The 18,975-nt window shown below is 61.9% G+C and carries 20 protein-coding genes, 1 tRNA gene and 2 rRNA genes; 14 read left to right on the forward strand and 9 right to left on the reverse strand.

Annotated elements, in window-relative coordinates:
* From AAF563_14490 to AAF563_14500, 3 genes are all read left to right on the forward strand, one after another.
* Window positions 1-336 (forward strand): 23S ribosomal RNA (locus AAF563_14490); the annotation flags it as partial.
* A gap of 132 nt (window positions 337-468) precedes the next feature.
* A 5S ribosomal RNA gene (rrf, locus tag AAF563_14495) occupies window positions 469-583 on the forward strand.
* Between the two features lie 160 nt (window positions 584-743).
* A tRNA-Met gene (locus tag AAF563_14500) sits at window positions 744-820 on the forward strand.
* 195 nt (window positions 821-1,015) lie between these two features.
* On the opposite strand, the gene AAF563_14505 is transcribed toward AAF563_14500, so the two are convergent.
* Window positions 1,016-1,618, reverse strand: a complete 603-nt coding sequence (locus AAF563_14505; protein MEM7122489.1) for a TetR/AcrR family transcriptional regulator — start codon at window positions 1,616-1,618, stop codon at window positions 1,016-1,018.
* Window positions 1,619-1,728: 110 nt separating this feature from the next.
* Here AAF563_14505 and AAF563_14510 point away from each other — a divergent pair, with 110 nt between their 5' ends.
* The 4 genes from AAF563_14510 to AAF563_14525 all read left to right on the forward strand — a co-directional run bounded on the left by AAF563_14510 (window position 1,729) and on the right by AAF563_14525 (window position 6,036).
* A complete protein-coding gene (locus tag AAF563_14510) occupies window positions 1,729-2,676 on the forward strand; it encodes an alpha/beta hydrolase (GenBank protein ID MEM7122490.1) in 948 nt (315 codons plus the stop codon).
* Between the two features lie 77 nt (window positions 2,677-2,753).
* Entirely contained in the window at window positions 2,754-3,743 is a 990-nt protein-coding gene (locus tag AAF563_14515) for an SDR family oxidoreductase (protein ID MEM7122491.1), read from the forward strand.
* A gap of 124 nt (window positions 3,744-3,867) precedes the next feature.
* On the forward strand, window positions 3,868-4,398 hold the full coding sequence (locus tag AAF563_14520) for an alpha/beta hydrolase (GenBank protein MEM7122492.1): 531 nt from the start codon (window positions 3,868-3,870) through the stop codon (window positions 4,396-4,398).
* Between the two features lie 234 nt (window positions 4,399-4,632).
* Window positions 4,633-6,036: an alpha/beta fold hydrolase gene (locus AAF563_14525; protein ID MEM7122493.1), complete on the forward strand. Its 1,404-nt coding sequence runs from the start codon at window positions 4,633-4,635 to the stop codon at window positions 6,034-6,036.
* Between the two features lie 9 nt (window positions 6,037-6,045).
* Here AAF563_14525 and AAF563_14530 read toward each other — a convergent pair whose 3' ends face one another.
* From AAF563_14530 to AAF563_14545, 4 genes are read right to left on the reverse strand one after another with little or no spacing between them, the layout of a single operon-like run.
* Window positions 6,046-6,402 (reverse strand): S24/S26 family peptidase, encoded by a 357-nt coding sequence (locus tag AAF563_14530; GenBank protein MEM7122494.1) that lies wholly within the window; start codon window positions 6,400-6,402, stop codon window positions 6,046-6,048.
* Window positions 6,399-6,899 carry a superoxide dismutase, Ni gene (sodN, locus tag AAF563_14535; GenBank protein MEM7122495.1) on the reverse strand — a complete coding sequence of 167 codons (501 nt, stop codon included), beginning with the start codon at window positions 6,897-6,899 and terminating at the stop codon, window positions 6,399-6,401. Before sodN ends, AAF563_14530 begins: the two co-directional genes overlap by 4 nt.
* A 10-nt stretch (window positions 6,900-6,909) precedes the next feature.
* The gene (locus AAF563_14540; protein ID MEM7122496.1) at window positions 6,910-7,443 is read right to left on the reverse strand and encodes a tetratricopeptide repeat protein; all 534 of its coding nucleotides are present in this window, start codon (window positions 7,441-7,443) and stop codon (window positions 6,910-6,912) included.
* Window positions 7,440-7,787, reverse strand: coding sequence for a HupE/UreJ family protein (locus AAF563_14545; GenBank protein ID MEM7122497.1), 348 nt, complete (start codon window positions 7,785-7,787; stop codon window positions 7,440-7,442). Before AAF563_14545 ends, AAF563_14540 begins: the two co-directional genes overlap by 4 nt.
* Before the next feature lie 374 nt (window positions 7,788-8,161).
* On the opposite strand from AAF563_14545, the gene AAF563_14550 reads away from it, so the two are divergent.
* Both AAF563_14550 and AAF563_14555 read left to right on the forward strand, forming a co-directional pair.
* Window positions 8,162-9,415 (forward strand): NAD(P)/FAD-dependent oxidoreductase, encoded by a 1,254-nt coding sequence (locus tag AAF563_14550; protein MEM7122498.1) that lies wholly within the window; start codon window positions 8,162-8,164, stop codon window positions 9,413-9,415.
* A gap of 230 nt (window positions 9,416-9,645) precedes the next feature.
* Complete coding sequence (locus tag AAF563_14555; GenBank protein ID MEM7122499.1) at window positions 9,646-9,957, forward strand: hypothetical protein; 312 nt, start codon at window positions 9,646-9,648, stop codon at window positions 9,955-9,957.
* 70 nt (window positions 9,958-10,027) lie between these two features.
* Here the strand turns inward: AAF563_14555 and AAF563_14560 are convergent, their stop codons facing one another.
* From AAF563_14560 to AAF563_14570, 3 genes are read right to left on the reverse strand one after another with little or no spacing between them, the layout of a single operon-like run.
* On the reverse strand, window positions 10,028-10,375 hold the full coding sequence (locus AAF563_14560; GenBank protein MEM7122500.1) for a RidA family protein: 348 nt from the start codon (window positions 10,373-10,375) through the stop codon (window positions 10,028-10,030).
* Window positions 10,376-10,425: 50 nt separating this feature from the next.
* Window positions 10,426-11,343, reverse strand: a complete 918-nt coding sequence (locus tag AAF563_14565) for an arginase family protein (GenBank protein MEM7122501.1) — start codon at window positions 11,341-11,343, stop codon at window positions 10,426-10,428.
* 53 nt (window positions 11,344-11,396) lie between these two features.
* Entirely contained in the window at window positions 11,397-12,035 is a 639-nt protein-coding gene (locus AAF563_14570; GenBank protein MEM7122502.1) for a glutathione S-transferase family protein, read from the reverse strand.
* A gap of 199 nt (window positions 12,036-12,234) precedes the next feature.
* Between AAF563_14570 and AAF563_14575 the strand changes: the two genes are divergently transcribed.
* The 4 genes from AAF563_14575 (at window position 12,235) to AAF563_14590 (ending at window position 15,354) form a co-directional block, all read left to right on the forward strand.
* Window positions 12,235-13,161, forward strand: coding sequence for a transcriptional regulator GcvA (locus AAF563_14575; protein ID MEM7122503.1), 927 nt, complete (start codon window positions 12,235-12,237; stop codon window positions 13,159-13,161).
* Between the two features lie 416 nt (window positions 13,162-13,577).
* Window positions 13,578-14,390, forward strand: coding sequence for an RNA polymerase sigma factor (locus tag AAF563_14580; GenBank protein MEM7122504.1), 813 nt, complete (start codon window positions 13,578-13,580; stop codon window positions 14,388-14,390).
* Entirely contained in the window at window positions 14,391-14,789 is a 399-nt protein-coding gene (locus AAF563_14585) for a hypothetical protein (protein ID MEM7122505.1), read from the forward strand.
* Between the two features lie 4 nt (window positions 14,790-14,793).
* Window positions 14,794-15,354, forward strand: a complete 561-nt coding sequence (locus tag AAF563_14590) for a plastocyanin/azurin family copper-binding protein (GenBank protein ID MEM7122506.1) — start codon at window positions 14,794-14,796, stop codon at window positions 15,352-15,354.
* A gap of 7 nt (window positions 15,355-15,361) precedes the next feature.
* Here the strand turns inward: AAF563_14590 and AAF563_14595 are convergent, their stop codons facing one another.
* Window positions 15,362-17,329, reverse strand: a complete 1,968-nt coding sequence (locus AAF563_14595) for a Na+/H+ antiporter NhaC family protein (protein MEM7122507.1) — start codon at window positions 17,327-17,329, stop codon at window positions 15,362-15,364.
* Between the two features lie 383 nt (window positions 17,330-17,712).
* Here AAF563_14595 and AAF563_14600 point away from each other — a divergent pair, with 383 nt between their 5' ends.
* Window positions 17,713-18,966 carry an FAD-dependent monooxygenase gene (locus tag AAF563_14600; protein MEM7122508.1) on the forward strand — a complete coding sequence of 418 codons (1,254 nt, stop codon included), beginning with the start codon at window positions 17,713-17,715 and terminating at the stop codon, window positions 18,964-18,966.
* Window positions 18,967-18,975: the final 9 nt, after the last annotated feature.

The following is an 18,975-nucleotide window of genomic DNA, read 5'->3' on the forward strand; positions in this document are numbered from 1 at the left end:
CTGTTCGCCGATTAAAGTGGTACGTGAGATGGGTTTAGAACGTCGTGAGACAGTTCGGTCCCTATCTGCCGTGGGAGTAGGAAAATTGAGAGGAGCTGTCCCTAGTACGAGAGGACCGGGATGGACGCACCTCTGGTGTACCGGTTGTCGCGCCAGCGGCACAGCCGGGTAGCTATGTGCGGACGGGATAACCGCTGAAAGCATCTAAGCGGGAAGCCCCCCTCGATACCAGTTTTCCCTGAGAGCCGTGGAAGACCACCACGTTGATAGGCCAGGTGTGGAAGCGCAGCAATGCGTGAAGCTAACTGGTCCTAATCGCTCGATAGGCTTGATTGCCGAACTCTTAAGTTCGGGTCAAAGCCCGCGCTCGACTACCGTATCAAGTCATCTTCGCATGGAAGGCAACAACACACCGTTTCAAGCCGCACGCCCAGACAAGGGGCCTGTGGCGGGGCCGCGCTTCGACGGCCTGGTGGTCACAGCGAGGGGCCTGCACCCGATCCCATTCCGAACTCGGCCGTTAAATCCCTCTGCGCCGATGGTACTGCGTCTTAAGGCGTGGGAGAGTAGGACGCTGCCAGGCTTTTGAAACGCGTCTCCTCCTGTTTGGCCCGAAGGGCCAAACGGACGAGAGCGGCAGCCGGATCCAAGATCCGGCGAAAGCGTTGCTGCCACATCGGCGATTGGCAGAGATCCGATACGCCGGCCGTCACGTCACACGATGTCATCTCTTACGAGCTTGCTGCGGGGTGGAGCAGTCTGGTAGCTCGTCAGGCTCATAACCTGAAGGTCGTAGGTTCAAATCCTACCCCCGCTACCATTACATGGCGCCGCTGACTCATTCGGGTCGGCGGCGTTTTTGCGTTTGAACCTGTTGCTCGCGAAAGACATGGGTTGGGCGACATAGGGTCAATGCACGTGGGTGTGCCAGATGCGTCTCCTCCGCATGCCACAGAGAGGGCCGCGGCGGAGGCACATGGAACCCGGCGTCACGGTCGCGGGAGTGGAGCAACGATCAGGTTTCTGAGGGAAGTCCATAATAGGTGAGAAACATGTCGACGCAGTCCTCCATCACCGACTGCGGGTCTTCGACGTGCAGTTCGCCGATCAGGAATCTGGGCCAGAAGAAGAAGGCCTTCGCCCCGGCGGTCAGCATTTCGGTGGCGTATTGCGGATCGACCTCTTTCAGTTGCTTGGCGTCAATCGCGCCGGCCACAATCGCGCGCACCGGATTGTTGCTCATTTCCGCGCGGGCAAAGACGCGGCGCGCCAGCTCCAGGTCGCGCAGGTATTCGGTCATCGCCATCCGGTTAAGGCCCATATAGCGCTCGTCGGTGATCGCTGCGATGTAGTCGCCGAGCGCCTTGAGCAGCTGCTCGCGCACCGGCTTGGCGGGGTCATAGGGCGCTGAGGTGATCGCTCCGGTTTCGGCGACGATGATCTCGACGATCTCATCAAACAGCGCCTCTTTCGTGGGGAAATGGCGATAGAGCGTTCGGCTCGAAACATTCGCCCGCTTTGCGATGCGCGTCGTGCGCGCGCCTTCAAATCCGTGAAATCGGAACTCCTCCACGGCGGCGTCGATGATGTTTTTTCGTTTCATTTCAGAGCGTTTCACGCATCGACTCCAAAAAAGTAAAATACCCTATTTACATCGTGGTTCCGCCTCACTATGTAAACAGCATAATTTACTTTGGCAAGACGCATCTGGTGAAAAGGACGCAGACCATGACCGCTGAAACTTTCGTCGCAGGCGCGAACAAAGTCAGTTTCAAAAGCAAGGGCATCAACCTTGTTGGCGACCTCTACCTACCCGCGGATTTTGATCCGGGTAAGACCTATGAAGGGATCGTCATGACCCCGCCGTTCCCGCAGGTCAAAGATCAGGTCCTCGCCAACTATGGTCCCAGATTGGCTGAGCGGGGCTATGTCGCCCTGGCGTTCGACTACAATTCGAAGGGCGAGTCCGATAGCTACGCCGCGAACTTCCGCGACGACGAGGACTTTCCACGCAAGTGGGAGGACCTGCGCAACGCGATCTCGTTCCTGGGCAGCCTGCCGTTCGTCGGCGCGATCAACGGGCTGGGCTTCTGTGGCGGTGGCAACATCATGTCATCCACCATCATTACGGACCTGCGTGTGAAGGCGTTCGCTTCGGTCAGCGCCATGATGGCGTCGGACATGATCCAGTTTGCCGACATGGACATGTACAAGCAGCGCATCAAGGCCGCTAACGCTGCACGCCAAAAGATGTTCGAATCGGGTCAAGCGGTGTCGCATGACTACTTCGGCTATACCGACCCGGACTACATGTCGAAAAACGCGAACGCCAGCCCCGGCGTGCTGGAAGGCTATGACTACTACGGTACCAAGCGCGGCGGCACGGAGACCTATCCCAATTTCACAAACGTGCTGTTGTCCACGGTCGACGAGACTGCCCTTGTGAACCTTGGTGAGCAGTATGCCGACAAAATGATCCAGCCCTATTGCGGCATTGTCGGATCACAGGCCGAGACCGGTATCTGCACCAAGGTCTACTTCGACAAGGTGACTTCCGAGAAAGAGTTTCACGAGATCGAAGGTGCAAGCCACGTCGCGCTCTATGACCAGGCTGACTACATCGGCGAGGTCGTGGAGATCGTTGATGTTTTCTTCAAGAAGCACGGCGAGCTCTGACGTCGCTCGGCGAAGAAACGCAAACACCCTAGGCAGGAAGTCCTGCCTGTGAACAACCCTCAACTGAGTTTGGAACGATGGCAAAAGAAAATCCATACGGCCCAAAAGGCTGGACCCCAGACAGCGTCGGCAACCTCGCCGGAAAGACATACGTGATTACCGGCGCCAATGCCGGCGCCGGCTACGAGGCAGCCAAGATCTTTCTGTCCAAAGGCGCAAGCGTCGTCATGCTCAATCGCAGTGTGCCCAAATCCGAAGCCGCCATTGCAGCTCTAAAGTCGGAGTTGGGTGCGGACGCCGACGTGCGTTACATCCTGATGGACTTGGCAGATCTCGCCTCCGTGCGCCAGGCGGCAGAGCGTGTCAACGCCGAGGTGCCGCACATCGATGCGTTCATCGGCAACGCCGCCATTGCCCAGGTCGCGACGCAGCAGTTCACGAAGGATGGCTTTGAAAGTCAGCTTGGCACGAACCACTACGGCCATTTTCTGCTGACCAGCCTGATCTTTGATCGGATTGTCGAGAGCAAGGGCCGGATCGTCATCGTGGGCAGCAACGGCCACAAGATGGGCCTTAAGCGCATTCAGTTCGAGGACATGAACTTCGACAAGAACTACAACCCGCATTACACCTACTGCCACAGCAAGTTCGCGCAGATGATGTTTGCCTATGAGCTTGAGCGGCGGGTGAAGCAGGCCGAACTGCCGATCTCTGTCCATGTGTGCCATCCCGGTATGGCGAAGACAACGCTGGCACAAGACGAGTCCGCCGGGTTCATCAAGTTCATGCTGAAGATCGCGGCTCCTTTCGCGCAGTCCGCTGAACGCGGCGCGTGGCCGGAGATCCTCTGTGCAACGGAAGAGAACCTTAAGGAAACCGCTTACTACGGTCCGACCAAGCGCAGTGAAATGGCGGGAGCAGTTGGCGAGTGTACCCTTGAGGAAAGCGTTCTCGACACGGACCAGGCCCGCAAACTGTGGGAACTTTCGGAGCAGGAGACCGGCATCACATGGGCGCTGGCATCGCATCAAGAGAGCCTTGAGAATGGACGGCGGGCGCAGGCTTAAGGGTCGGCGACCCCTCCCGTCATTACGGTAACCAAGAGGCAGAACAGTGCGAACAGCCGGACTCGCGACGTTCGTCGGATTACGTGCGGTGCTTTTGGCGGCTTGTGAGACGCCATACTCTCCCTTGGAGTTTGACGCCGAGGGTGAACATTTTTCGGTGACCGGTGTTATCGATGAGAGCACGCCGGAGATCTTCAGGGCGATCACGAGCCAACATCCGCATATCAAAACCTTAGTTCTGCAATACGTCGAGGGCTCCGTTGACGACGACGCCAATCTTGAGTTTAGCCGCGACGTCCGCGACTTGGGCTTCGATACGATCGTGCCCTCGGACGGATTGATCGCGTCGGGTGGAACCGATCTGTTTCTTGCCGGAAACCGCCGGACGCTCGAATCTGGTGCCTGTGTCGGTGTCCATAGTTGGGGTGGCGAGGGCCCGCCGGCGGCTGAACTTCCAAGGGACCACCACGAACATGCCAAGTATCTCGACTACTATCGTGACCTGGGTGTGGACCTGGAGTTCTATTGGTACACGCTTGCTGCGGCGCCGGCTGCTGAAATGCACTGGATGAGCGCCGATGAAGCCGATCGCTTTGGCCTGACGACCGGTCAGTCTCCCGAGCTTGGCGCTTCAATTGTTTGCCATGGCCGATAGCCCGGGCTGACGGAGGGTCAATCCAAAAAAGCGCTGGGACGACCACTTCGAAGAAGTCAGTGAGGGCATGCAGGCTGGACGTGGCGTGGTCGACATGATCAAACCGAACCCGGCCGGACCGAAGGATAGGTCGGCAGTTCTCGTTCAAGGCGCGCCGATGCCGTTGCGGCGTCCGCCGTTTCGCCTCCGGCCTCGGGGCTGCTAGTCTCCCTTGGTGAAAGGGCAGGCGCGTTTATGGCGGACGAAGGGCAAAGCCGGAAACTGACGACGATCGTCGCCGCCGACGTCGCGGGCTACAGCCGGCTGACCGCGGCCGATGAGACCGGCACGCTCACCGCGTTGCGCGCGCACCGCAGCGAGTTCATCGACCCCAGGATTGCCGCGCACCGGGGACGCATCGCCAACACGGCCGGCGACTCCCTCCTGATCGAGTTCCCGAGTGTGTCCGACGCCGTGCGCTTTTCCGTCGAGGTCCAGCGTGGCATGACCGAGCGCAATGGGCCGGTTGCCGAGGACCGGCGCATCGCCTTCCGTGTCGGCATCAACCTGGGCGACGTGGTGCAGCAGGACGACGACCTCCTGGGCGATGGCGTCAATGTCGCGGCGCGTCTGGAAGCCATCGCGCCGCCGGGACGTATCTGCGTGTCGGAGGTCGTGAAGGATGCGCTGGGCCAGGAGGCGGGGATCCGGTTCGAAGATCTCGGGCCGCAGCGGCTGAAGAACCTGTCGAAGTCGATTCACGCCTATCTGGTCGCGGATACCGATGGCGGTAGCACGGGCAGGTCGGGCAGCTACGGCCTCGCCGATCAAAGTACCGTGCGTTATCTGCAATCGAGCGATGGCGTCAGCATTGCCTATGCGGATGTCGGCGAGGGCTATCCCATGGTCATCATGGGCGGCTGGATGACGCACCTGGAGAAGGATTGGGAAAGCCCGATGATGGGGTACTTCCTCACCAATCTCTCCAAGAGCTTTCACCTTCTGCGGTTCGATCAGCGCGGCAACGGCATGTCCGACTGGGACAATGTCGAGATGTCGTTTGAGAAGATGGTCGATGACCTCGAACGTGTGGTCGACCGCTTTGACTATGAAAAGGTTGCGATTTTCGCGACGTCGCAGGCGGCCTCCGTTTCGATCGCCTTTGCGGTGCGCCACCCCGACCGCGTCTCACATCTTGTGTTGCATGGCGGCTATGCCCGGGGCCGTCGCCATCGCGGCGAGCCCGGAGCGGACGCCGAGAGCGAAGCGCTGGTGACGTTGATCAGGCAGCGATGGGGCGCCGACAACCCGGCGTTTCGCCAATACATGACGTCGCTCTTCATGCCCGATGCCAGCGCCGAGGAGGCCGCGTGGTTCAACGAGTTTCAGCGGACCTGCGGGCCCGGCGAAAACATGGCGGGCTTTCGCGCGATGTTCGACGACCTCGACATCGCCGAACGTTTGGAGCAGGTCCGTGCCCCGACGCTCATCCTGCACTGCAACGAGGATTCGGTGGCGCCACTCTCGGAAGGCAAATTCATGGCCTCGCGCATCCCCGGCGCCCAGTTCGTCATGCTGCGCAGCAAGAACCACATGATCTTCGAAAACGAACCTGATTTCCCCAAGTTCGTTCAGAGCATTCGAGACTTCGTTTCGTAGAACCTCGGCCTAATCCCGCGCGCCATCGCGGATCCTCTGAAGCCCATCTGGCGAGACGCGCCACCGGACGCGACCGGTGATGGTGTCGCCGTCCAGGGCACCGATCGCATCGCTTCGTATCGATAGTGCGTTGTCGCCGGCGACCAGATAGCGTCCGTCGGCGTCGCGGGCGCGAACCCGCTTCACCATGCGACCCAAGGACGGATGCCGGATCACGACAACGGCGTTCGGCTCAACAGAGTTGCGGTCCCTTCTTGCCAGGACATAGTCGCCGTCGTTGAGCGCCGGCGCCATGCTGTTTCCGTCGACCCGCACAAGCGACCAGCCGAACAGACCGCGCCAACGGTCCCAAACGGGTGTCGTCACAGCTGCGGATAGACGACCGGCATGGCGGGCGGGTAGGGCGCGGTCTTGCGTTCGGTCTTGATGTCCTTGGTCGCCCAGAAGATTTCGGCGAACTGGTTGACCAGCTCAACCAGCGCTTCCGCATCGGCCCGATCGGTTCCTTGTTTGCACGCGCTGGCCTTCATCATGATCTGATGCGTGACGTCATGGATCTCGGGATGCGCCTCGAACTGGGGCGCCTTGAAATAGTCGCCCCAGATGATGCGCACCTCGTGCTTGACCTTTTCGGCTTCCTCTTCCTTGCGCAGCACGCAGCGCGAAAGCGTGTTCGCACGCTCTATGGATGCGGCATCCCCGCTACCTTCCGCCTCCTTCATGATGTCAATCATGCGAACAACCGACAGCGCGGCGATTAGCGCCGGTGCAGGGTCATAGATCTTGCAGGGGATATCGCAATGGGCCCGCGCGCCAGGCACGCGCAACATCGGGTCCGCAGACTTCAAGAGTTTGTGGAGCAACGTGAGTCCTCTAGTGAAAGTTTCGACCAGGTCTGGGTTTTGGTTTGACGGCCGCCAGGCACGACTGGGCAGCACTCTTGGCCATTCTGAAGGCGCGGTCAATCTCTGCTTGGGGCGCGCCTGTCTTGTGTAAGTGGGCAAGAAGATTGGCGTAGGCGCGCTGCATATCGCGCAGGCAATTCATGCGCACCGCCGCGGGGGCGCCGTTGTCGAGAACTGCCTTGCGAAGAAGCGATGATGCATGCTCAAGAATGTGCAGCGCTTCCTGCGGCCGGCCGTCGTTCATATAGGCGTTGGCCGCATTGTTTGTGGCAACCACGAGCGCCGGACCCGGCGCCGCACCTTCCCTGGCCGTACCGGCGAGGGCGGAGAAAAGCAGGCGTTCGGCTTCAAGCACACCACCCAGATAGAAGGCCAACGCCGCCTCGTAGCTATCGGCGAGAAACGCGGCGTTGCCGCGCTCCATCATCTCCCGCCAGCGCGTGTCGGGTTGAGGCAGGTCGGACGCGGCGTCGCCGCCGGGATGATCCGTCTCAGGTTTCATACGCGTTCTTCCCGTCGGCGTGACTTGATGTAGGCGTAGAGAACATGGGTGGCCCGCCATGCGCCCAGCGCGAGAAGCGCGCCGGCGATCGCCGTCTCGATGCCAAACAGAACGCCGCCGTGGATGCCGTGGCCAGCGCCGAGAATCAGCACAAACGCCAGCAAGATCAGATTGGCCGCCACGATGGCCGCGGGATGGCGAACCAGCATAAGCAGCGCGGCTGCAACACCGATGCCGAGAAAGACCGCGATATGATCGATGGACCCCAGCACATGAAACGTGCCGATTTCGCCTTCATGGCCGGGATGGGCCAGTGCTGCCGGAGCCAGCAAGGTGATGGGCATGGCGGTCAGCCAGATGCTGCGCCACAGCCAGACCCCGCGCCACGTGAACCGGCTGACGGGCGCTTGATTGTTCGTGAGAGATCGCTTGTCTGTTGGTCGCCGAGTTTTAACCATCACTTAGAAGACTTTACGCTTCAGAATATGAGAATGAATTGCATTCGCAATATTCACATAGCCTTTGTCAAAGGGCAAGACGCTTGTTGGTCGGCTAGGTGCCTCTTTGCGTGTGGGATTCGGCACATCGGTGTCCGATTTCGTGATTTAAGAAAAGCAATTCAAATCATAGATAAGAAATATTTTTCTTATCCAGCGGTTTCCATAGTCTGGCGCTTGGACGGGCTGAGACCCCAGCCCTGTCAGCAGAGGATCCGGACATGGCAGTTGAAAACGTAGAAGCACTTGTTGTCGGCGCAGGTCAGGCGGGCCTCGCCATGAGCGAGCACTTGAGTGCGTGCGGCGTGCCGCACCTCGTTCTTGAGCGGCACCGCATTGCCGAGCGCTGGCGCTCGGAACGATGGGACTCCCTGGTTGCCAATGGTCCAGCCTGGCACGACAGGTTTCCGGGCATGACGTTTTCCGACTCCGAACCCGATGCCTTTGCCCCTAAGGAAGAGGTTGCCGACTACTTCGCGGCGTATGCGGAGAAGATCGAGGCCCCGATCCGCTGCGGCGTCGAGGTCACGAATGTGCATCGCCATGCCGACCGGGCGGGCTTCCGTGTCGATACGTCAGAGGGTGCGATCGAGGCGCGGTACGTGGTCGCCGCCACCGGACCGTTCCAGAAGCCAGTCATCCCGCCCCTCGTGCCCGATGATGCCGGCGTCCTGCAGATGCACTCCAGCGCTTACCGCAATCCCGACCAACTGCCTGAGGGCGCCGTTATGGTGATCGGCGCGGGATCGTCGGGCGTGCAAATCGCCGACGAACTCTCGCGCGCGGGAAAGCGCGTGTATCTCTCAGTCGGTAAACACGACCGTCCGCCGCGCAGCTATCGCGGGCGCGACTTCGTCTGGTGGTTGGGCGTGCTTGGTAAGTGGGACGCCGAGGTCACCGACCCCGGCACCGAGCATGTCACGATCTCGGTCAGCGGCGCCCATGGTGGCCAGACGGTCGACTTCCGGCGGTTGGCCGCAGAGGGCATGACGCTGCTCGGCGTGACCCGGTCGTTCGAAGGTGGCGTGCTGAGCTTTGCTCAGGATCTCGCCGACAATCTCGCGCAAGGCGATGCCAACTACCTTTCGCTCCTGGACGAAGCCGATGCTTACATCGAACGCAATGGCCTTGATCTTCCCGAAGAGCCCGACGCCCGGAGAATCCAAGCGGACCCGGCTTGCGTCAGCGACCCCATTCTCTCATTGAACCTGGCGGACGCCGGTATCGGCACGATCATTTGGGCAACAGGCTTTGCCGTTGACTACAGCTGGTTGAACGTTGATGCCTTCGATGAGAACGGTCGGCCCAAGCATCAACGCGGTGTGTCGTCGGAACCCGGGATCTACTTCCTGGGATTGCCGTGGCTGTCGCGACGGGGATCGTCGTTCATTTGGGGCGTCTGGCACGACGCCAAACATCTGGCGGATCATATCTCCACGCAACGCAAATATCTGGCCTATCGGGTTTCCGCTTAGAACAGCGCTGCTCTTGATCACACTTACGCCAGCCCGGCCCGCGTTAGCGCATCGCCCATGATCCGCTCTGGCGCGGGCGCCAGGTTATCGGCCATCCAGGGGTGCATCCATGCCAGTTGCATGGCGGCCTCGGCCGCGGCGGCCCGTGTGATCCCGTGGTGACCCCGCAGTGATCCTAACGGATATGAGCGACGTAAGAGGGACACGAAGACGCAAGCTGGAGAAGCGCAATGTTGTCGCTCTATCGGTCGGTTATGGACCCTGAGGTCAATCCACTTAATCAGTTGCCTCCCGTGCAACGCTTCCAGATGATGACTGTTCTAGCCATGATGTGGACTGCGATCTTCTGCGCCGCGACGGGCGCCTGGTTCTGGTACGGTGAACTGATCGTCGGTCATGTTCTCATTGCGATCGGATTGGTCGCGACCGGTCTGACCTTCCATCGCGCAACCAAGCGTCAAGCCGTGCGCGACCGGCGAATTTATCGGGACCATCCCGCACCGGACGGCACGACGCGCTTCGATGATGTGTGGGGCGCGTAGCCAACGGGCCCTGAACGTTCGGCGGACCCTTGACGCCTAGCGGTCGTGATGGCGTTTCGGTGACGCCGGATCATTGAAGTACCTTCGCGGTGACGACGACCTCGATCAGCCAGCCGGGCTCCAGGTTGACGCCGATGCAGGCGCGTTGCGGCCAATTCTGCTCTGGGCCGATCCAATCGCACCAGACCTCATCCATTTCCGGCTTGTCGGCGATGTTCTCCAGGTAGACCGTTGCCTGGATCATCCGGGTCTTGGCGCTCCCCGCTTCGGCAAGCACCTTGTCGAGCTTCTCTAAGGTATTCCTGGTTTGCGCGGCGATGCCGTCGGCGCAGTGCGGATCGGTCGCGACCGCATAGACAAGCCCGTCCGACTGAACGGCGGCACAGCGGCCGCGCGCATCTCCTGGAATTCTCTTCATGGCGTTCTTCCTTTCGTTCGCTGTGAGAGTTTGGTGAAGACAGTCCTTGTTCAGCCTAATCCAGGGCGCGGCTTGAGCAGCGCCAGCATTTCTCCGGCTACGGACGCCGCCAGAGTTGCCGTAACGCCTGCGGGATCATGCAGGGGCGTTACTGTGTTGATATCGAGTGCGACGATATCAAGCCCCTTGAGACCGCGGACCAGTGCCAGGCCCTCAGCAGCAAGCGCGCCGCCAGGCGTCGGCGTTTGAACGCCGGGCGCGACCGAGGGATCGAAGAAATCCATGTCGAAACACAGGTAGACCTTCTGGCCGCGCATGCGTTCGCGCATGTGGGCAATCAGTTTCTCTTCACCCCAATCGCTCACGACGTCATAGGGAATGACCTCGTAGCCAAGGGAGCGTGTGTAGGCGATGTCATTGGCGGCATTGACCGGCGCCCGCGTCCCGATGTGAAGAGCATGGGATAAGTCGATCAGGCTCTCGTGGGCGGCATGGGTGAACTGGATCGCGTTGTCATAGTGGTCGTTCGTCGCGAGCTTCGCTGAATCGGTGTGCGCGTCGAAATGCAGCACCGCCACGGGGCCATGGGCCTTATGAATGGCGCGCATCTGGGGCAGGCTGACCGAACCGTCGCCGCCGAGCGTAAGGGGAACGCAGCCGGCGTCGAGCACGACCCCCATCGCCTGCTCTATTGCGTCGAAGGCCGAATGAATAGCGCCAGAGGCGATCACCACGTTGCCGGCGTCGATCACGCGGTCGAGCGCGTCAATGTCGGCATCCTGCAAGAGTTCGCGGGTCAATACGGAGGCATGGCGAATGGCGTTCGGTCCCATGCGGGACCCGAATCGCGTGGACGAAAGGCCGCAGTCAAAGGGGATACCGACCACAGCGGCGCGTGCGTTCTGGAAGTCATGGCTGAGCGGCAGTGAGAACATGGTCGAGGGGGCAGCGAAGAGCGTTTGTGTCATGGCGATCGATCCCTTAAATCGCCGACAGTGTCACCGATCTGGTGCGCCGACCGCTAGCCGGTATGTTCGAACCGCCAGGGCTCATGGTCGAAGTCGACTCGCTGAACGTGCGGCGAGGCCGCCACGCGCTTCAGCCAAGCATTGACGTTCGGAAACCGGTCGGCGAACCACGTCGGCTCAATCCCTGCGAAACCAGCGACCGCCGGATAGACAGGAACATCGGCGGCCGATAGCGCGTTGCCATACATAAACGCCTGTGTCGCAAGCCGCGCCTCCAGCCCATCGAGGAACGGCTCGCAGTTCGACCTGTCCTGAAGTCGATCGCGATCGGGATAGTAGCTGGAGAACTTGTAGTACATGGAGGGTTCGCCGAACTCGCTGTCGTTCAGGTTGGCGAGCTCTTCGGCCAGTTCGAGCGCGGCGTCGTTGTCGCCGCACCAGTTGTCGGGGTCATCCTGCCGCATCGCCCACCGTATGATTGCCCAGCTCTCATCGATGACCGCGCCGCCGGACAAAATCAGGACCGGCACGGTTGCTTTCGGCGACGCCTGCAACAGGGCGGGCGGCTTGTTGTCCAGGTCGACCTCCCGGTGTTCGACATCGATGCCGGCGTAGGCGAGTGCGATGCGCGCCCGGAACACATAGGGGCAGCTGTCGTTGGCATAGAGGATGGGCAGATCATTGGGGCTCATGATGGACGCTCCTTCTCTGGGTTGCGGGATTGCCAACCGGACGAACTATGATCAAACTGGGTTTGGTCGATCTCGTTCTTCGATCGGCTCGGCACCCGCTGCGTTGTGGCTTGGTGACGAGCAGAAACTATGAAACTCTGCAGGTCTCAACAAACGATATGATCTCGAACAATACGAAAGAAAAATTTGTCTATAGGTCATGACCCGCCCGCTCCCACCGCTAAACGCCCTCAGGGCTTTTGAATCCGCCGGCCGGCACCTCAGCTTCACCAAGGCGGCGGCCGAGCTGAACGTGACCCCGGCCGCGGTCAGCCATCAGGTGCGGGCGCTGGAAGAGACGCTGGGCGTGCCGCTGTTTCACCGGTTAACCCGCGCGCTACGCTTGACCGATGCCGGTCAGGCCGCGATGCCGGCGCTTGCCCAGGGATTCGACAAGCTGACGCAGGCGGTCGAGCAGATACGCGCCATGAGCGAGAGCGGCGTCTTGACCATCAGCGTCAGCCCGTCATTTGGCGCCATGTGGTTGATGCCGCGCCTCGAACAGTTTCGCGTTCGCCATCCTGATATCGAGGTCCGCATCGACGGCACCGACCGCCGGGTCGATGTGGCACGCGGCGATGCCGACGTCGCGCTTCGTTATGGCCCGGGCGGCTATGATGGTGTTCGGGTAGATCGGTTGTTCGGTCAGCGCAACACGCCGGTCTGCAGCCCCGCCTTGTTGCAGGGCGAACATCCGCTCAGCCGGCCCGACGATCTGCGTTACCACACGCTGCTGCACGTCGAATGGAAAGACGCCGAGGCCAGCTGGCGCATGTGGCTGTTGGCGGCGGGTCTTGACGACATCGATCCGACACGCGGGCCGCGATTTACCCAGGAAACCATGGCGGTGCAGGCCGCGCTCGACGGTCACGGTGTCGCGCTGGTCGGCGATGTCCTGGTCGCCGACGAGCTGGCTTCCGGCCGTCTTGTGCGCCCGTTCGATCCCGGCCTCAGCACGCCGCTCACCTTCTCGTTCTATCTGCTGACACCGAAGGACAGCGCCGACCAGCCGAGGATCGCGGCGTTCCGCGACTGGATGCTGGTGGAGGCGCGAGGCTCACACCCTGGGTCGCGCGAGCCATCGTGACATCAGGCTGCTGACCCACAGCTGACGCTGCAATAGCCTCATCGGCGCCCGACACAAGATCCGGTCGACTTTCGATTACGACGTGGACTGTGATTTTCAGCGGTGGACTGCACGCGGTGACCCCGCACGGAAACAACTCTCACAAGTGTGTGACTTCGCTGACGTCTGGGAACGACGGCGCGTGCGGTGCGAACCTCGCAGGAGCCGCGAAACCGCGCGGCGTACTGCATCCATGCAAGACGACTGCCGCAGAAGCCCGGCCGACGGACGCACAGTCCCTTTGTTGGGGCGCCATGGGCGAGGCAGACGACGATCGATAGGCTTGTGGCGCGACGCGGCACGAAGGCTCTGGCCTCTCTGGCCACTTCCCAATCTTGGGAACCTTTTCGCCGCTCGCGCATCTAAAGGATATGGCCATGAAACAGCGGATTGACGAAACAGCCCCTGCGGACAACACCGCAACAGCCGATTTGGCGCCGCCTTCTGACGCAAGCCTGGTGGACCGCGTTCGGGCCGGGGACGCCGTCGCGTTCGAGCTGATCATGCGTCGCTACAACCAGCGCCTCTACCGTCTGGCGCGCAGTATCCTTAGGAACGGCCTTGAAGCCGAGGATGTGGTCCAGGAGGCCTACGTTCGCGCCTACGAGAAGATCGACGGTTTCGTCGGCCCAGACGGATTCTCGGCCTGGCTTTCCCGGATCGCGGTGAATGAGGCGCTCGGAAGGCTCCGCAAGCGCGGCCGCGTGATCTCACTGGACGATTACGTAGCGGGCAACGGCGAGAGCGCGCCAAAAACCGAGACAATGAGAAGCCAACAGCCCGATCGCGAGAGGCTGGCCGCGAGCAGCGAACTGCGGCCTCTGCTTGAGGGTGCGATCGACGCCTTGCCGGACCATTTCCGCGCCGTCTTCGTGTTGCGCGCCGTCGAAGGTTTGAGCACCGCTGAGACAGCCGCCTGCCTTTCGATTCCACCGCAGACGGTCAAGACGCGGCACTATCGCGCACGACGTCATCTGCAGGACACCCTCGGCGCTCGGTTCGACGCGCTGATGCCGGCGACCTTCGCGTTCGGCGGCGAGCACTGCGACAGCATCGTCAGAGGCGTTCTCACGCGCATTGGACATCAGCTTGAAGCCGTGCGCTGCCACACAAAATCGCCGGCCGGGTCGCCGTCCGCGGTCTCGCCGGTTCACCCGCGTGACGATGGGATATTCACGAAGGAGGACTAAATGCTGAAACCGCTTCTCGCCGGTGCGATTGCCGGCCTTGCCATGATGGGTGTCGCCAATGCCGACCAGGCACCGCCAGGCGGTGACTATCAAGAGGTCAGCCAACTCGTCGCGTTGCCCGACTTTATCCCGGGCCTTGGCACGCTCTACGTCCAGCCCGCGACGTTGCCGGCCGGGCCGTTTCTTGCCTACGACCGCGACAATCGCCTGGTCAGTTCGATCTACATGATCCCGACCAAGGATATCGAGGCCCAGAAGGCGCTCGACGACCTTGCGGTGGGCACGCAAACCGTCGTCGACGTCGACATGTACTACAACGCCGGCCATCCAGGCGTGGAAGAGCCGCATTACCACGTGGTTCTGTGGCATGTGCCCGAGGGCGAGGCGAAGCTCGAATAGCATCGTGAAGCGCCGCGACATGTTGCGGGCCGGCGGGCGCATGCTCGCCGGTCTCGCGACCGGCCTGGCGGGCATGCCGGCCCTGGCCACGTCCGTCGTTGAGATCCACATGCGCAGCGCTGATCTGGGTGCCCATGCGTGGTTCGACCCGGTCGGTATTCTGGTTCCGGCGGGCACGACCGTGCGCTGGATCGTCGATGCCGATGTGCACACGGCAACCGCTTATCATCCCATCAACGACGACCGCCCCTTGCGCATTCCCGAAGCGGCGGAACCGTGGGATTCCGACTATCTGGTCAACCCCGGCGATGCCTTCGAGCGGACACTGACGGTCGAGGGCGTCTACGACTACTTCTGTGCGCCCCACGAGCTGGCCGGCATGGTCGGGCGCATCATCGTCGGCCGGCCAACGGGCCCGGGCGCGCTGCCATTCGACTATTTCACGGGCGATACGGCGGCTGCCGCCTGGATCCCGGTACCGCAGGAGGCGCGCGCGGCGTTTCCAAGTATCGAGGCAATCATGGAGACCGGGCGGGTCGAACGATCTGGCATCGCGGTCGACTGAAACCGCCTCAGCGATCGCCAGACGATTTGACCGGCTCGGGCGCGGCGACCGGATGAGTGCCCGGTGCGCCGGCATCGGAACGTCGTCCCAGCAAAAAGATCAGGGCGATGACGATCGCGGCGCCGACCAGCAGGCACAGCCACCAGGAATAGCCGTAGCCCGTTGGTATCAGGCCGACGACAACGGCGACAAAGCCGACCGGAATGGCATAGGGCAGCTGCGTGCGGACGTGATCGATGTGATCGCAACTTGATGCCAGGGACGACAGGATCGTCGTATCGGAGATCGGCGAACAATGGTCGCCCCAAACCGCGCCGCCCATGACGGCCGCCGCCGTTGCGTAGATGAGATGCAGATTGCTGTCATCGGCGGTCATGCCGTTGGCGGCCATGATCGCCCATACCAGTGGGATCGACAGTGGCATCACGATGCCCATCACGCCCCAACTCGACCCCGTGGCAAAGGCCGTCCCAGCGGCCAGCACGAAGACGATGGCCGGCACCATTTGCGGCGCGACCGTATCGCCCAGGAGCGATACCAGATAGTCGCCCGTTTGGATGGTGTCATTGACGCTGGCCAGCGACCAGGCGAGCGTCAGGATGATGACCGCAAAGAGCATCGAACGGGCCCCGGCATACCACGCGTCCACGGTCTCGGAGAGCGTCAGAATACCCTGGCCCATCGACAGAATGGCCGCCGTCACGACCGCTACCGTTGAGGCCCACACCATCGCGAGATAGGCGTCGCCGTTACCGATGATATCGCGGAAGGAAGCGTCCGCGCCGGCCGCTTCCTGGCCGGTGACATAGATGCCGACGAATGTTCCCGCGACCATGACCAGGATAGGGATCACTGCATTGAAGCCGCGCTGTGGTTTCTCCGGCTTGGGCGCGTGTTCCTGTGCATCGGCCGACGATTCGCCCGTATGGGCGCCCTCGCGGCTGACCAGACCGCGCGAGGACGCGCGTCGTTCGGCCTTCAGCATCGGCCCGAAGTCGCGTCCTGAGGCGGCAATCACGAGAACGAACAGCAAGGTGAGGATCGGGTAAAAGCTATAGGCGATCGATTTCAGAAAGATCGAATAGGCGGCTTCATCGTAACCGTCGATGTTCGCGACGCTGTCACCGATGAGCCCGACCTCGAAGCCGATCCATGTCGTGACCAGCGCGATCGTCGCGACCGGCGCGGCGGTTGAATCGACGAGATAGGCGAGTTTCTCACGCGATACGGCGAGTTTGTCCATGACCGGGCGCATGGTCTTGCCGACGATCAGCGTGTTCGCGTAGTCGTCGAAGAAGATCGCGATACCCAGACCCCAGGTCGTCATCTGGGCCCGCTTGGGCGAACTTGCGATCCCGACGATCGCCTTGACGATGCCGGCGGTGCCGCCATTGCGGGAAATGATTCCGACCATGCCGCCGATCATGAGCGAGAAGAGGATGATCGCGAGATGACCCCAGTCGTTGAGCGCGCCCAGAACATGCACTGGCACGGTATCCACCAGACCGTACCAAAGGGAGGTCAGCGAAAAGCCATAGGCGAGCGAACCGCCAAGCCAAACGCCCAGGAACAGAGCCGGGATGACCTGACGAAAGACAAGCGCGATAAGGATCGCAAGCAGCGCGGGCAGGACGGACACCCAACCGGGAAGTCCCTCGGCCTGCGCCTCGGCAAGAGCTTCACTGCCGCCATGGGCGATCGAGAAGATGGGGTCCCCACCATCGACAAGAATGTCCTCTACCGTCGCCTCGCCGTCGACGACGCTGATGGGGTAGGTCTGATCGCCAACCTGAAGAACCGGGCCCATCTCGGGGATGATCTCGCCTTCGGGATCGCTGACTGTGACGGAGAACGGCACGCCGTGGAGCACCACGCTCGGCGCATCGATCGCGACATCCTCGGCCTGAGCCGACGCTATCGACGACAGACCGATCACGATCACGGCCACGACAAGGGTTATCGGAAGAGATGCCATCCATTTGCGATTCAACACCACGATACTCTCCGTGCACCGTTTCTAAGGGGGCTGCCGACTTCCCGCCCTGGAGCCACGTCATCGGCGAGCGATTCGACGCCTCTTGCTTGCATGCCCTCCCTTGGTCCATCGGGTCTTGGAACGGCGTTGCATGCCAGGCAACGATACACACATCGACGTGCAACGGTATACGTTTCAAGCTGCAGCGTATTGGGGAGGCGCCCGCGGCGCTGCCATGATTGGGGAGTCAGACGGGAGGCATCGTTGGTGCTGGCCGGTCTGGATCGTTCATTGCCGCGCCGTGCGGTCCGCTTCTGCAGCCACGGCAGGTCATTCCCATATAAAGTGAACATGATCGGCATCGGTAAGGTGTTACGGCGTTGATGACGAACAGCAAGGCGCAAGGTCAACTCTATGATTGCGCGGTGGTCGGGGCGGGCCATGCCGGTCTGATGTTGGCGCGGCTGCTTGCCGATCATGGTTTGAGCGTCGCGTTGCTCGACAAGCGCGGCAAACCGGGCGACGGGGCCATCGATGGCGCGCGGCCGAATGGTTGGGCGCTATCGGTCAATCTGGGCAGTGTCGTCGCGCTTAGGACCGCCGGCCTTTGGGACTACCTTGCCGACCAGGCACAGCCGCTCACCGTCATGCGTGTTACCGACCCGGCAAGCAAACGGGATGTACTCTACCGGGCTAGCGATACCGGCAGCGAAGCCCTGTCGTGGGGCATCGCGGGCCGGGATCTGGCGCGTGGCCTGGAGCGGGCCCTCGCCGATCAGGGATCCATTGACGCGTTCTGGGGCGAGGAACTCGCGTGCCAGCATGCGGGGTTGGAGAGCTGCCGGATCACTTGCCGATCAGGACTGGCAATCGACTGCCGGCTTGCCGTTGCTGCCGACGGACGCCGATCGCCGCTGCGCCAGACGGCCCGGCTTGACGGCCCCGGGGTCGACTTCAAGCAGGTCGCGCTGACTGTGGGCGTGACGACCGGCGCAAGCCATGGCGGCGAGGGGTTTGAGATCCTACTGGCCGGTGGTCCCCTGGCTTTCCTGCCGTTGCCGGAGACGGGCGCGGGCCGGCCGTCTGCATCAATAACCTGGGTGCGGGACCGCGATCAGGCAGAACGCTGGCAAGCGGCGCCGCCAGAGATGTTCGCCCGGGCACTTCGACGCCATATGCCCGAACGGCTCGGCGATGTCCGGCCGGCAACACCGCTTGCCGCGTTTCCGTTGACCTTCAGCCATGCCAAACGCCTCATCGGCGATCGCCTTGCCCTGATCGGCGATGCCGCCCACGGCATGCACCCGATACACGCCCAAGGGTTCAACCTGGCGGTACGCGATGTCGCGTGCCTGGCGGAGTTGTTGGTGTCGGCACATCGTTACGGCCGTGACCCAGGATCGCGGGGGCTGCTGAAGCGTTATCAGTCGAGCCGTCTGCCCGATACGCTAGCGACAGGCGCCTTCACCAGCGGGTTCGGCCTGTTGAGCAGCAGTGCCAACCCGTTGGCCCGCGGCGTGATCGGCGGTGGCGCCTTTCTGCTTCAAAAGCTGCCCGCGCTGCGCCACGCGTTGACGCGTCAAGGCCTTGGTGAAGCGCCTGGCCGGCCCCGCCTGTTGCGCGGCGTTCCCCTTTAGAACAGATCC

Source organism: Pseudomonadota bacterium (assembly GCA_039028155.1).
GTDB lineage: Bacteria > Pseudomonadota > Alphaproteobacteria > SP197 > SP197 > JANQGO01.

Excerpts from the sequence above, each read along its gene's own strand:
- AAF563_14570 (MEM7122502.1), bottom strand. The coding sequence starts at position 12,035 with ATGAGCCCCAATGATCTGCCCATCCTCTATGCCAACGACAGCTGCCCC.
- AAF563_14525 (MEM7122493.1), top strand. The coding sequence starts at position 4,633 with ATGGCGGACGAAGGGCAAAGCCGGAAACTGACGACGATCGTCGCCGCC.
- AAF563_14515 (MEM7122491.1), top strand. The coding sequence starts at position 2,754 with ATGGCAAAAGAAAATCCATACGGCCCAAAAGGCTGGACCCCAGACAGC.
- AAF563_14575 (MEM7122503.1), top strand. The coding sequence starts at position 12,235 with ATGACCCGCCCGCTCCCACCGCTAAACGCCCTCAGGGCTTTTGAATCC.
- AAF563_14595 (MEM7122507.1), bottom strand. The coding sequence starts at position 17,329 with ATGGCATCTCTTCCGATAACCCTTGTCGTGGCCGTGATCGTGATCGGT.
- AAF563_14560 (MEM7122500.1), bottom strand. The coding sequence starts at position 10,375 with ATGAAGAGAATTCCAGGAGATGCGCGCGGCCGCTGTGCCGCCGTTCAG.
- AAF563_14510 (MEM7122490.1), top strand. The coding sequence starts at position 1,729 with ATGACCGCTGAAACTTTCGTCGCAGGCGCGAACAAAGTCAGTTTCAAA.
- AAF563_14600 (MEM7122508.1), top strand. The coding sequence starts at position 17,713 with ATGACGAACAGCAAGGCGCAAGGTCAACTCTATGATTGCGCGGTGGTC.
- AAF563_14545 (MEM7122497.1), bottom strand. The coding sequence starts at position 7,787 with ATGCCCATCACCTTGCTGGCTCCGGCAGCACTGGCCCATCCCGGCCAT.
- AAF563_14580 (MEM7122504.1), top strand. The coding sequence starts at position 13,578 with ATGAAACAGCGGATTGACGAAACAGCCCCTGCGGACAACACCGCAACA.
- AAF563_14585 (MEM7122505.1), top strand. The coding sequence starts at position 14,391 with ATGCTGAAACCGCTTCTCGCCGGTGCGATTGCCGGCCTTGCCATGATG.
- AAF563_14555 (MEM7122499.1), top strand. The coding sequence starts at position 9,646 with ATGTTGTCGCTCTATCGGTCGGTTATGGACCCTGAGGTCAATCCACTT.
- AAF563_14540 (MEM7122496.1), bottom strand. The coding sequence starts at position 7,443 with ATGAAACCTGAGACGGATCATCCCGGCGGCGACGCCGCGTCCGACCTG.
- AAF563_14565 (MEM7122501.1), bottom strand. The coding sequence starts at position 11,343 with ATGACACAAACGCTCTTCGCTGCCCCCTCGACCATGTTCTCACTGCCG.
- AAF563_14550 (MEM7122498.1), top strand. The coding sequence starts at position 8,162 with ATGGCAGTTGAAAACGTAGAAGCACTTGTTGTCGGCGCAGGTCAGGCG.